Source organism: Pseudomonas sp. TMW22089 (assembly GCF_022496645.1).
Classification (GTDB): Bacteria; Pseudomonadota; Gammaproteobacteria; order Pseudomonadales; family Pseudomonadaceae; genus Aquipseudomonas; species Aquipseudomonas paraversuta.
On record NZ_SCFG01000003.1, the window covers coordinates 138,439 to 151,368 of the forward strand.

The 12,930-nt window shown below is 59.2% G+C and carries 12 protein-coding genes; 7 read left to right on the plus strand and 5 right to left on the minus strand.

The window, feature by feature from the left end; translation table 11 throughout:
* Position 1 precedes the first annotated feature (1 nt).
* Positions 2-997, minus strand: coding sequence for a metalloregulator ArsR/SmtB family transcription factor (locus tag EQV90_RS04800; protein ID WP_004419611.1), 996 nt, complete (start codon positions 995-997; stop codon positions 2-4).
* Positions 998-1,269: 272 nt separating this feature from the next.
* On the opposite strand from EQV90_RS04800, the gene tkt reads away from it, so the two are divergent.
* The 5 genes from tkt to fba all read left to right on the plus strand — a co-directional run bounded on the left by tkt (position 1,270) and on the right by fba (position 7,194).
* A complete protein-coding gene (gene tkt, locus EQV90_RS04805) occupies positions 1,270-3,267 on the plus strand; it encodes a transketolase (RefSeq protein ID WP_010656696.1) in 1,998 nt (665 codons plus the stop codon).
* Positions 3,268-3,373: 106 nt separating this feature from the next.
* Complete coding sequence (gene epd, locus EQV90_RS04810; protein ID WP_010656695.1) at positions 3,374-4,429, plus strand: erythrose-4-phosphate dehydrogenase; 1,056 nt, start codon at positions 3,374-3,376, stop codon at positions 4,427-4,429.
* A gap of 26 nt (positions 4,430-4,455) precedes the next feature.
* Positions 4,456-5,619 (plus strand): phosphoglycerate kinase, encoded by a 1,164-nt coding sequence (locus EQV90_RS04815; RefSeq protein ID WP_004419608.1) that lies wholly within the window; start codon positions 4,456-4,458, stop codon positions 5,617-5,619.
* A 32-nt stretch (positions 5,620-5,651) separates the two neighbouring features.
* Positions 5,652-5,870 carry a hypothetical protein gene (locus tag EQV90_RS04820; protein ID WP_004419607.1) on the plus strand — a complete coding sequence of 73 codons (219 nt, stop codon included), beginning with the start codon at positions 5,652-5,654 and terminating at the stop codon, positions 5,868-5,870.
* A gap of 259 nt (positions 5,871-6,129) precedes the next feature.
* Positions 6,130-7,194 (plus strand): class II fructose-bisphosphate aldolase, encoded by a 1,065-nt coding sequence (gene fba / locus EQV90_RS04825; RefSeq protein WP_004419605.1) that lies wholly within the window; start codon positions 6,130-6,132, stop codon positions 7,192-7,194.
* A gap of 57 nt (positions 7,195-7,251) precedes the next feature.
* Here the strand turns inward: fba and EQV90_RS04830 are convergent, their stop codons facing one another.
* The gene (locus EQV90_RS04830) at positions 7,252-7,626 is read right to left on the minus strand and encodes a hypothetical protein (protein WP_010656693.1); all 375 of its coding nucleotides are present in this window, start codon (positions 7,624-7,626) and stop codon (positions 7,252-7,254) included.
* Positions 7,627-8,023: 397 nt separating this feature from the next.
* Here EQV90_RS04830 and EQV90_RS04835 point away from each other — a divergent pair, with 397 nt between their 5' ends.
* A complete protein-coding gene (locus EQV90_RS04835) occupies positions 8,024-8,524 on the plus strand; it encodes a M48 family metallopeptidase (protein ID WP_004419601.1) in 501 nt (166 codons plus the stop codon).
* Positions 8,525-8,579: 55 nt separating this feature from the next.
* Positions 8,580-8,876, plus strand: a complete 297-nt coding sequence (locus EQV90_RS04840) for a winged helix-turn-helix domain-containing protein (RefSeq protein WP_004419599.1) — start codon at positions 8,580-8,582, stop codon at positions 8,874-8,876.
* Here the strand turns inward: EQV90_RS04840 and EQV90_RS04845 are convergent.
* From EQV90_RS04845 to EQV90_RS04855, 3 genes are all read right to left on the minus strand, one after another.
* On the minus strand, positions 8,867-9,334 hold the full coding sequence (locus tag EQV90_RS04845) for a GNAT family N-acetyltransferase (RefSeq protein WP_004419598.1): 468 nt from the start codon (positions 9,332-9,334) through the stop codon (positions 8,867-8,869). The genes EQV90_RS04840 and EQV90_RS04845 overlap by 10 nt on opposite strands.
* Before the next feature lie 65 nt (positions 9,335-9,399).
* Positions 9,400-11,574: a YccS family putative transporter gene (yccS, locus tag EQV90_RS04850; protein WP_004419597.1), complete on the minus strand. Its 2,175-nt coding sequence runs from the start codon at positions 11,572-11,574 to the stop codon at positions 9,400-9,402.
* Positions 11,575-11,719: 145 nt separating this feature from the next.
* Positions 11,720-12,898 carry an NAD(P)/FAD-dependent oxidoreductase gene (locus EQV90_RS04855; protein ID WP_010656692.1) on the minus strand — a complete coding sequence of 393 codons (1,179 nt, stop codon included), beginning with the start codon at positions 12,896-12,898 and terminating at the stop codon, positions 11,720-11,722.
* Between the last annotated feature and the right edge of the window lie 32 nt (positions 12,899-12,930).

Consider the following 12,930-nt stretch of genomic DNA (forward strand, 5'->3'; position numbering starts at 1 on the left):
TTTACCGATGGTGAGTGTCGCCAGCCGGCCGCTGAAAGTGGCGGACCTGAATCTGGAAACCATTACGTAAGCCTACATAGAGGCTTTCCCCGGGAACGAGTCCCGCAGCGGTGGCCCAATGGGCCAGATCATCTTGTTCAAAACCCAGCCACAGATCACCGCAGGCTTCGCGGGCCCATGCCTGATTATGGCTGCACAACTCTGTTACCAGCAGGCTACCGCCAGGGCGCAACAAGTTGGCCAGTTGCCTGAATGCTTCGGCCGGTGCGGCGAAATGGTGCAAGACCATGTTCACAACGACACAATCGGCTTGGATCTGTGCATCCTGCAAAGCGTCAGCGAGGATCAGGCTGACGTTCTCCAGTGACTCGCGTTCACACAACTGGCGGGCCAGTTCAAGCATCGCCGGGCTGTTGTCCAGTGCCGTGACCTGGTGAAAGCGACGGGCCAGGTCAGGCAAGAAACTGCCATCTCCGGGGCCCACTTCCAGGGCCGTGGCCGCTGGGTTGAAGCTTAGTTTGTCGAGCAAGGCCAGGACGCTATCCCGGTACTGCGGCAAACCTGCGATCAAATCCTGTTGAGCGCGAAACTTTTCGGCGACCCGCGAGAAAAAGTCCTGACTGGCCGCAGCACGTTGCCCATGGACGGCACTGATACGTGCCTGTACATCGGTGGGCAGGGTCAGGTTGTCGACTTCTTCCAGCAGCGCTGCGTGCAACTTCCCGCCCGGCAGTTCGGTGTGGGGCAGGGCACGGCGATAAAAAATGGCATTGCCTTCGCGTCGGGTTGCCACCAGTTGCGCCTGTGACAGCACCTTGAGGTGGTGGCTCATGCCTGACTGGCCGGTGGCGAAAATATGGGTCAGCTCCAGCACGCCAAACGAATCATTGGCCAGCGCGCGCAACACATTCAGTCGCAGCGGATCGCCTCCGGCCTTGCACAGGGCCAAGAGCTCATCGCAATCGTCGTGGCGGATTGAAGGCGCGTGTAGGTTCATGGGGCCGCAGTCTAGTTACCCCGTTCGCGGCCCGCAAGTTCAATATCAAAACTTTTCGATATTGGGTGATGGATGGCGCGTTTGTCGGATGGGTTGTGTCTATTAACGAAACGAAATGTCCGATCCTTAACAGCTTGAACGGTTAAGCACAGGAAAAACGCCCCAAGTGACTATCTGTCATTGCCCCGAGGGCAGTGCCTGAGGGAAAATGCTCGCCTTTTTTGCGTTCCGTTTTATTTAAGTTCGTTTTTACCAAACCTAGGAGAACAGCGATGCCCAGCCGTCGTGAGCGTGCCAACGCCATTCGTGCACTCAGCATGGATGCCGTGCAAAAAGCCAACAGCGGCCATCCCGGTGCCCCTATGGGTATGGCGGATATCGCCGAAGTACTGTGGCGCGATTATCTGAAGCACAACCCGAGCAACCCTTCATTCGCTGACCGTGACCGCTTCGTGCTGTCCAACGGCCACGGTTCGATGCTGATTTACTCGTTGCTGCACCTGACCGGCTATGACCTGTCGATCGAAGACCTGAAAAACTTCCGTCAACTGCACAGCCGTACCCCGGGCCACCCGGAGCTGGGCTACACGCCGGGCGTTGAAACCACCACCGGTCCTCTGGGCCAGGGTTTCGCCAATGCCGTGGGTTTTGCTCTGGCAGAAAAAGTCATGGGCGCGCAGTTCAACCGTCCTGGCCATAACATTGTCGACCACCACACCTACGTATTCATGGGTGATGGCTGCATGATGGAAGGCATTTCCCACGAAGTTGGCTCGTTGGCCGGCACCCTGGGCCTGAGCAAACTGATCGCGTTCTACGATGACAACGGCATCTCCATCGATGGCGAAGTTGAAGGCTGGTTCACCGACGACACGCCAAAGCGTTTCGAAGCCTACAACTGGCAAGTGATCCGCAACGTTGACGGTCACGACCCGGAAGAAATCAAAACCGCGATCGAGACTGCACGCAAAAGCGACAAGCCAACGCTGATCTGCTGCAAAACCACCATCGGTTTCGGCTCGCCGAACAAACAGGGTAAAGAAGACTGCCACGGCGCTCCATTGGGCCTGGAAGAAATCGCTCTGACCCGCAAGGCGCTGAACTGGAACCACGGTCCTTTTGAAGTCCCGGCCGATATCTACGCCGAATGGGATGCCAAGAAAGCCGGTGCTGTTGCCGAGTCCGAGTGGGACAAGCGCTTCGCCGCCTACGCCGCCGAGTTCCCGGAGCTGGCTGCAGAACTGTCCCGTCGCCTGAGCGGCAAGCTGCCAGCTGACTTCGATGCCAAGGCTACTGCCTACATCAATGAAGTGGCTGCCAAAGGCGAAACCATCGCCAGCCGTAAAGCCAGCCAGAACGCCCTGAACGCTTTTGGCCCGCTGTTGCCTGAACTGCTGGGCGGCTCTGCTGACCTGGCCGGTTCCAACCTGACCCTGTGGAAAGGCTGCAAAGGTGTTTCGGCTGAAGACGCCAGCGGCAACTACATGTACTACGGCGTACGTGAGTTCGGCATGAGCGCCATCATGAACGGCATCGCCCTGCACGGCGGCCTGGTGCCTTACGGCGCTACCTTCCTGATGTTCATGGAATACGCCCGTAACGCCATCCGCATGTCGGCCCTGATGAAGCAGCGTGTGATCTATGTATTCACCCACGACTCCATCGGTCTGGGCGAAGACGGCCCGACGCACCAGCCGGTGGAGCAACTCACCAGCCTGCGTACCACGCCGAACCTGGACACCTGGCGTCCGGCCGACGCGGTGGAATCTGCCGCGGCCTGGAAATTCGCCCTGGAGCGCAACGACGGTCCGTCCGCGTTGATCTTCTCGCGTCAGAACCTTAACCATCAAACCCGTGATGCTGCACAAATCGCAGACATCAATCGTGGCGGTTACGTGCTCAAGGACTGTGCAGGCGAGCCTGAACTGATCCTGATCTCGGCCGGTTCCGAAGTGGGCCTGGCGGTTCAGGCTTACGAGAAGCTGACCGAACAGGGCCGCAAGGTGCGCGTGGTTTCGATGCCATGCACCAGCGTTTACGAAGCTCAAGACGCAGGCTACAAGCAGTCGGTTCTGCCGCTGCAGGTCAGCGCGCGGATTGCGATCGAAGCTTCCCATGCAGACTACTGGTACAAGTACGTGGGCCTGGAAGGCCGCGTTATCGGCATGACCACCTACGGCGAGTCGGCGCCTGCGCCTGCCTTGTTCGAAGAGTTCGGTTTCACCCTGGAAAACATCCTGGGTCAGGCTGAAGAGCTGCTGGAAGACTAAAAGCGCCAGATCGCGAGCAAGCTCGCGCCTGCAGGATGGTTATTCATTCTGCAGGCGCGGCCTTGCTCGCGATGGCATTAGCGTCACCCGACAATTCGAGAACCCCATGCCTCAACCGCGTCCTTACAAAGTTGCACTCAACGGCTACGGCCGGATTGGTCGTTGCGTCTTGCGTGCGTTGTTTGAGCGAGGGGCCGCTGCCGGGTTTGAAATTGTTGCACTCAATGACTTGGCCGATATGGCCAGCCTCGAATATTTGACGCGCTTCGACTCCACCCATGGCCGGTTCCCCGGCGAGATACGGATCGAAGGCGACTGCCTGCATATCAATGGCGACTGCGTGAAAGTGTTCCGCAGTGCCACCCCGGAAGGGATCGACTGGGCCGCGCTGGGCGTTGACCTGGTGCTGGAATGCTCCGGCGTCTACAACACCCGCGCCGACGCCCAGCGCTTTCTTGATGCCGGGGCTCCCCGCGTATTGTTTTCGCAACCGATGGCCAGCGACGCCGATGTCGACGCCACCATCGTGTACGGCGTCAACCAGCACACGCTGACCGGCGAAGAGCGTCTGGTGTCCAATGCATCCTGCACCACCAACTGCGGCGTGCCGCTGTTGCGCTTGCTGGATCAGGCGTTTGGTCTGGAGTACGTGTCGATCACCACCATTCACTCGGCGATGAACGATCAGCCGGTGATTGATGCCTACCACCACGAAGACTTGCGTCGTACCCGTTCGGCGTTTCAGTCAGTGATTCCGGTCTCCACCGGCCTGGCCAAAGGCATCGAACGTTTATTGCCGGAACTTGCCGGCCGAATCCAGGCCAAAGCAGTTCGGGTGCCGACGTTAAACGTGTCGTGCCTTGACATTACCCTGGTCACGGCGCGCGACACCGACGCCGTGGAAGTCAACCGCGTGCTGCGCGAGGCTGCCACCAGCGGCCCGCTCAAAGGCTTGTTGGCCTATACCGAATTGCCCCACGCCAGTTGTGATTTCAACCATGATCCGCATTCGGCGATTGTTGATGCCAGTCAGACCCGGGTTTCCGGCCCACGGCTGGTGAACCTGCTGGCCTGGTTTGACAACGAATGGGGTTTTGCCAATCGAATGATCGATGTGGCAGAGCACTATTTGCACGTTACCCACCCCAACCCCGCTCTCTAACATTAGAAACTCAGGAACTGCGACCCATGACCGTGTTGAAGATGACCGACCTCGATCTGCAAGGTAAGCGCGTACTGATCCGCGAAGACCTCAACGTCCCGGTAAAGGACGGTGTAGTCACCAGCGATGCGCGCATCCTTGCTTCGCTGCCGACCATCAAGCTGGCGTTGGAAAAAGGCGCGGCTGTCATGGTCTGCTCGCACCTGGGACGTCCGACTGAAGGCGAGTTCTCGGCTGAAAACAGCCTCAAGCCTGTCGCCGAGTACCTGAGCAAAGCCCTTGGCCGCGACGTGCCGCTGGTCAGCGACTACCTCGATGGCGTCGACGTTGAGCCCGGCAACATCGTGCTGTTCGAAAACGTGCGCTTCAACAAGGGCGAAAAGAAAAACGCCGACGAGCTGGCCAAGCAATACGCCGCCCTGTGCGACGTATTTGTAATGGATGCGTTCGGTACTGCGCACCGTGCCGAAGGTTCGACCCACGGCGTAGCCAAGTTCGCCAAGGTTGCAGCGGCAGGCCCGTTGCTGGCGGCCGAGCTGGAAGCACTGGGCAAGGCCCTGGGCGCCCCGGCCAAGCCAATGGCGGCGATCGTTGCTGGCTCCAAGGTGTCGACCAAACTTGAAGTGCTCAACAGCCTGAGCCAGATCTGCGATCTGTTGATCGTGGGTGGCGGTATCGCCAACACCTTCCTTGCCGCTGCGGGTCACCCGGTGGGCAAATCGCTGTACGAGCCGGATCTGCTGGACACTGCCCGCGCCATCGCGGCCAAGGTCAACGTGCCTTTGCCGACTGATGTGGTGGTTGCCAAGGAATTCGCTGAGTCGGCTGTAGCGACGGTCAAACTGATCGCTGACGTGGCAGCAGACGACATGATCCTGGATATCGGTCCGCAAACGGCCGCGCACTTCGCAGAACTGCTGAAGTCGTCCAAAACCATTCTGTGGAACGGCCCGGTGGGCGTCTTCGAATTCGACCAGTTCGGCGAAGGCACCAAAACGCTGGCCAAAGCGATTGCCGAAAGTTCGGCATTTTCCATCGCTGGCGGCGGCGACACCCTGGCGGCCATCGACAAGTACGGTATTGCCGATCAGATTTCTTACATCTCCACCGGCGGCGGTGCATTTCTCGAGTTCGTTGAGGGCAAGGTATTGCCTGCCGTTGAAATCCTGGAAAGCCGCGCCAAAGCCTGAACATGACTCAGGCCCTGAAAGGAAGCATCGACATGGTCAAGTTGTTACCGCTGTTAATGATTGCGGGCTTTTTGGCCGGTTGTGCCGGTTCGAGCAAGCCGACGCCCGAGGCTGCAACCCCTGAAGAGAGTGGTTGCTACCAGGCAGAATGGCAGGCGCAGAGTGTGCCGCTGGTGAATAAACGCTCAGGGCCGGAGGCGCTGGAGAAATACGAGTCGCCCCAACCTTCAAAAGAGCACGGGTGCCCGTAAAGCGGGTGAGAGATATTGTGGCAGCTGGCCTGCCAGCGATGGCATCGAGGCGGTTTGCCTGACAGACCGTATTACCTGCATCGCTGGCAAGCCAGCTCCCACATTAAATAGCGAGTAGCTATAGCTGAAGCTGTAACGTTTCAGCTAGACAGAATTCGCATTTCAGGGGCGCGCCCCCGATCTGCAATAACTTGAATAGCAGCCGCCGCTACGGCAGGCTTGCACGATTAACGACCCTCGTCCGGGAGAGACACACACAATGGCACTTATCAGCATGCGCCAGATGTTGGACCACGCCGCCGAATTCGGCTACGGCGTTCCAGCCTTCAACGTCAACAACCTTGAGCAGATGCGCGCCATTATGGAAGCCGCTGACAAGACTGACTCCCCGGTGATCGTTCAGGCTTCGGCCGGTGCGCGTAAATACGCAGGTGCACCGTTCCTGCGTCACCTGATCCTGGCGGCAATCGAAGAATTCCCGCATATCCCGGTGTGCATGCACCAGGACCACGGCACCAGCCCTGACGTCTGCCAGCGCTCGATCCAGCTGGGCTTCAGCTCGGTGATGATGGACGGCTCGCTCGGCGAAGACGGCAAAACGCCGACCGACTACGACTACAACGTGCGTGTCACTCAGCAGACTGTTGCCCTGGCCCACGCCTGCGGCGTATCGGTTGAAGGCGAGCTGGGCTGCCTGGGTTCCCTGGAAACCGGCATGGCTGGCGAAGAAGACGGCATCGGCGCAGAAGGCGTTCTGGATCACAGCCAGATGCTGACCGACCCGGAAGAAGCGGCTGACTTCGTCAAGCGCACCCAAGTGGACGCCCTGGCTATCGCCATCGGTACTTCCCACGGCGCTTACAAGTTCACCAAGCCACCTACCGGTGACGTGCTGGCCATCGACCGGATCAAAGAGATCCACAAACGTATCCCCAACACTCACCTGGTGATGCACGGTTCGTCGTCTGTGCCACAAGAGTGGCTGGCGATCATCAATGAATTCGGCGGCGACATCAAAGAAACCTACGGTGTGCCGGTAGAAGAAATCGTTGAAGGCATCAAGCACGGCGTGCGCAAGGTCAACATCGACACCGACCTGCGTCTGGCATCGACTGGCGCCATGCGTCGCCTGATGGCCACCAACCCGAGCGAGTTCGACCCGCGCAAGTTCTTCGGCGCAACCGTGACCGCCATGCGTGACGTGTGTATCGCACGTTACGAAGCCTTCGGTACTGCCGGTAATGCCTCGAAGATCAAGCCGATCTCCCTCGAAGCCATGTACCAGCGCTACCTCAAAGGTGAGCTGAACGCCAAGGTCAACTAAGACCCCGGCGTTTAAAAAAGCCCGCTGCGATTCGCAATGCGGGCTTTTTTGTGGGCGTCATCCGGGACGCTGTAATTGCTCCGGGTCGACGCCGTTGCCCTGGAGCAGTGCATCCACCAGCGAACGGGCCATTTCCACCGAGTGCACCAGCGACCACACCAAGCCGCGCTCGATGCCACTGGCCATTTCAGTGATCTCGTCCGAGACCTCTTCTGCGCTCTTGAGCATCACTGAGACATGCACCAGGGCTTCCAGTGCAGGGATGTCGGGCAACACTGCAAAGGGAGAGCGGGGGCTGATTTTCCGGGGCCGGGTAGGTTCAAGCTCATCGAGCAGGGCGGGCGCAGCGCGCAGGCGGTCGAGAATGCGCCGGGTTGCTTCATCGTATTGATGATCATCGCGCTTGATACGTTTGGGCTTGGAAGCTTTCATGGGTTTTCCACGCAGGCCATCATTCGAGCCAAGACTGAGGCGACTCAAGAAGATAGCCCCGTGACTTTCAGCGCAGCAAGTGGCACTCGAGGCGAAATTACATTCTAGGAAACGTCCTACGTGTTTCAGAGTAAGTTCTGACTTTGCGGCCCGGATGTCAGAGCTTGTTGTGGTCAATATCCAGTTTGCTGAACGCTCAGGTTCCAGGTTGCCAAATCAATCATGACTAGCCTTTAAAAATCGCCACTTACAGCGATAAAACCGCAGTGCAGGCTCTAAACCGGGACCTGGAAGGGAAGTCTTTATAAAGCCTGGCGGGTGGCCAGTTGAAGTGATGGCACTGCTTAATCCTGAATTCGCTACACTGGCGCACCTTTACGTTGTACGTTGGCGCCCCATGACTGTCCTCAAATACCTCCAGGCTTATCCCCAGACCTTGCAAGATCAGGTGCGTCACCTGATTGAGCGCGATCAGCTGGGCAGTTACCTGAGCGAGCGTTATCCACAACGTCACGCGGTGCAAAGCGACAAGGCCTTGTATGCCTATGCGCTGGAACTGAAGCAGGAACACCTGCGCAATGCGCCGTCCTTCGACAAGGTGCTGTTTGATAACAAGCTGGATCTGACCCACCGTGCGCTGGGTTTGCACACCACCATTTCGCGGGTGCAGGGCGGCAAGCTCAAGGCCAAGAAAGAGCTGCGCGTAGCTTCGTTGTTCAAGGAGGCGGCGCCAGAGTTTTTGAAAATGATCGTGGTCCATGAGCTGGCACACCTCAAGGAGTCAGATCACAACAAGGCGTTTTACAAGCTGTGTGAATACATGCAGCCGGGCTACCACCAGCTGGAATTTGACCTGCGGGTGTATCTCACGTGGCGCGACATGCAGGCTGGTCGATGACAGCCTGCAGGCGCCTGCAGAAGTAGTCGCCAAGTACAGATATCAGGAGTTCTGAATGGAAGTCAGCAAAACCAAAAGCAGCTTTTACCGGCGCCTGTATGTGGCCTGGTTGATCGACAGCCAGACCGCCAGCAGTGTTCCAGCCCTGACCGAGGTCACCGGTATGCCGCGCCGTACCGCCCAGGACACCATCGCCGCGCTGGCCGATCTGGACATCGTCTGCGAATTCGAGCAGCAGGATGGTGCCCGCAATCATGCCGGCCGCTATCAGATTCACAGCTGGGGCCCGGTCGACAAGGCCTGGATCGGCCAGCATCTGGCGCAGATCAAGCAGGTACTCGGTTATCCCTGAGGTGTTTGATTACGGCGCATGCCGATATGCGGGATGTCATCTTCAAGATAGATTTCGCCCTCGGCGCTAAACCCGTGTTGCTCATAGAACGGCTGCAAATGAGCCTGGGCTGACATGAACACGGGTTGCCCGGGCCAGTAGTCATCGATATTTTCCAGTGCTTGAGCCAGCAGCTCGTGCCCCAGCTTTTGCCCGCGGCCCGCGGGGGCAATGATCACCCGGCCAATGACCACATCACCGCCCTGGGAATCAGGATCGAGCAGCCGGGCGTATGCCACCAGCTGGTTGTTCTGCCAGCCCATCAGGTGCAGGGTATCGCCACTGAGGTCTTGTCCATCGACGTCCTGATAGGCGCATTTTTGCTCGACGACAAATACCTCCGAACGCAGCTCCAGTATGGCGTAGAGCTGCTCCTTGCCCAGATCGGTGTGGTGTTTGCAGAGCCAGTCAGTGGTCACGGTCCAGTCCTTGTGCGAGAAAACGATCAGCGGATAGTAGGCCCGAAGCCCGGTGGCGCCAAGCGCTAAGGCGCTTTGATCAAATGCGCGGCCAGGGTCCGCAATGGCCCCAGCTGACGGCAAATCAGCGCCAGCTGGGTTTGCACCAGGCGCTGGCTTTCGTCGAGCTCATCCGGCATCTGTTCCAGCTCATTGGCCAGCGCTTCTTCTTCGTCACTCTGCACCGCCACGGCCTGTTTGGTGGTCAGGCCTTGAGCGATCAGGTCGATGCTGTCAGCGATCCTGCGCCCCGCGCCTTCGATCAAGTGCTCGCGAATGTCGCTGGGCAACCGGGTATCGCGGTGCGCGCCCAGGCCCGACAAATAGCTGAGCAGGGTGTGTGAAAGCACCAAAAAGCGGAAGCCCATATCGGCATCCTTTCGGAAGTGCCCCGGCTCCATCAGCATGTTGGCCAGTGTGGTCGACAGGGCAGCATCGGCGTTGTGGGCGTTGCGCCGCGCCAGACGATACGCCAGGTCGTCACTTTTGCCCTGGGCGTACTGGTGCATGATTTGCCGCAGGTACTGACTGTTGCAACTCAAGGTATTGGCCAGCACCTGATTCAGGCGTCGGCCCTGCCAGTCAGGCAAGAACAGGAACACCGCTGCGGCAGCAATCACGCTGCCCACCAGGGTATCGAACAGTCTTGGCAGAAACAGCCCGTAACCGTCGCCCACCTGATTGAAGCAAAACAGAATCATCAGGGTGATGGCAGCAGTGCTCAAGGTGTAGCGGGTAGTGCGGTTGATAAAGAACACCACCCCGGCCACCACCGCGAACATCGATTGCACCAGCGGGTTGGGGAACAGGTCGAACAGCGCCCAGCCCACGGCCAGGCCGATGGCCGTACCTATGATCCGCTGGCTGAACTTGCGGCGTGTCGCGCCGTAACTCGGCTGGCACACAAACAGCGTGGTGAGGATGATCCAGTAACCCTGGCTGGGATGAATCCAGTGCACCATCGCAAAGCCGATGGACAACGCCAACGGCAGGCGCAGGGCGTGGCGGAAAATCAGCGAAGTGGGGGTGAGGTGCTGGCGCAAGCGCGACCACACATCCTTGAGGTTGCGCGGCGAACGATCCAGCAGGCTGCTGTCGGTGGCATCGGCAAGGCTGTCAGGGTTGCTGGCATCGCTCAGCAGGCGGTCCAGCGTACCGAGGTTGGCGGCCAGCGCCCGCAGTGAACGCAACAGCCCGCGCCAGGCCGGGTTGCTCTGGATGCGCAGATGCTCCAGGGAGGCGTGCAGATCGCCCAGGGCCTCGGCAAAGCTGTCGTCATAGACGAATGGCTGGCGCAGCTTGATCGACTCTGACAAGCGCTGGCAGGCCACGCCTTGCTGGCGCAACAGACGCTGGCAGCGGAACATCACATCGCTGTGAAAGAACGCCTCGGCCAGTGCGTTGTACGGGTAATGGGAGGAGCTGGCGCGCTCGTGGATATCCTGCGCGAGGAAGTACAACTTGAGGTAGCGGCTGAGCTTGGACCCCGGCCTGGAGTTGCCGACCCGGTGCAAAATGATTTCCTTGGCGCTGTTCAGGGCGGCCACCACCTTGCCGTTCTGGCGTGCCAGTTCCAGCCGGCCGGCCTCGACATCCAGCTTGCGCACGGGCTCGAACAGCGAGGACTTGATCTTCAGATACAGGCCCAGCTCCCAGAACAGCCGCGCCAGGCTTTGCTGCACCGGCTGGTGGGAAAACAGGGCCTGCCACAGTACCGACAGCAGCCCGTACCAGGCCGCGCCCGCCACCAGCAGCAAGGGCTCATGCCAGAAATTGAGCACTTCCCCGCCGCGCTGATCGACCCCGATCATGGTGTACACGGCCAGAATCAGCGTGGCTGAGGCAATCGCCCCGTAGCGCTCGCCCAGCGCCCCGAGCATGGTCAGGCCGAAGCTGGCCAGCGCCAGCGCGCAGACCATCAACCAGGGGTAGGGGAAAAGTAATTCGACACTGAAGGCCGAGGCACTGAAACACACCAGGGTCACCAGCAACGCGTTCAGTCGGCCTTGCCAGCTGTCATCGGTCTCGGACAGGGCGCTGGCGATAATCCCCAGGAACAGCGGGATCAGCAGTGACATCTCGTCCTGATACCAGCAAAAAGCCATGCTGCCGGTCAGGGCGATAAATACGCGAACGCTGTAACTGAACTTGTCCCGTGCCCACAAGCGGCGCAGGGACTGACTGAAGGAGGTCGATGACATGGAGGTGGCGGTGCCTGGCTCGTATTTCGCTAAATTGAGCCAGATAAGACGACAGCGCAATGACACTCTTCACATCGGACACAAAATATTTTTTGACTCAGACTCTGTAGCCGCAGCCTTCGACAGCGGCCACAGGGTGACGTCGTCAGACGAACTGCGCCGCGGCGTACCCCGAAGCCCACGCCCACTGGAAGTTGAAACCGCCCAGATGGCCGCTCACATCCAGCACTTCACCGACAAAGTACAAGCCGGGGCTCTTCAGCGACTCCATGGTCTTGGATGACACTTCACGGGTATCGACCCCGCCCAGTGTCACTTCCGCGGTGCGATAGCCCTCGGTGCCGGCCGGTACCACTTTCCAGCACGCCAGCCTGTCAGCCACTTCCGCCAGCTCGCCCGGGGTGTATTGCTTCATGGGCTTGGACACAAACCAGTGCTCGGCCAGCAGGTTGGCCATCTTCTTGGTGAAAATCTCACCGAGCAGAGTCTTCAGTTCGCTGTTCGGGCGTTCGGCCTGCTGGGTGTGCAGCCAGCTCAGCGCGTCGAGGTCGGGCAGCAGGTTGATTTCAACCGTATCGCCGGAGTTCCAGAACGACGAAATCTGCAAGATCGCCGGTCCGCTCAAACCGCGGTGGGTGAACAGGATATTTTCCCTGAAGCTCTGATCGTTGCAGCTCACCAGGCAGTCCACCGAGGTCCCGGAGAGCTCGGTGCAAATCTCTTTGAGCTGATCGGTGATGGTGAAGGGCACCAGACCTGCGCGGGTCGGCAGCAAGGTGTGACCAAACTGCCTGGCCACTTGATAGCCGAAACCGGTGGCGCCGAGGGTCGGAATCGACAGGCCGCCGGTGGCGATCACCAGCGACTGACAGTTCAACTGATCCAGGGTGGTGTTGAGGCTGTAGCCGGTTTCGGTTTTTTCGATCTGCTCCACCGAGGTGTCCAGGTGCAGGCTGACGCCGGCCTGTTGGCACTCGCTCAGGAGCATTTCGAGGATGTCGCTGGATTTGTTATCGCAAAACAGCTGGCCGAGTTTCTTCTCGTGGTAGGGCACGCCGTGCTTGCTGACCAGTTCGATGAAATCCCATTGGGTGTAACGCGCCAGCGCCGACTTGCAGAAGTGCGGGTTCTGCGACAGGAAATTGTTCGGTTCGGTGTACATGTTGGTGAAGTTGCAGCGGCCACCGCCCGACATCAGGATCTTCTTGCCCGCCTTGTTGGCGTGGTCAATCAGCATCACCTTGCGCCCACGCCCGGCAGCGCTCAGCGCGCACATCAAACCTGCGGCGCCAGCGCCAATAATCACAACGTCGGTAGAGCGCAAAGCGGTGTCCTCACAAAAATTCTCTGTTTAAA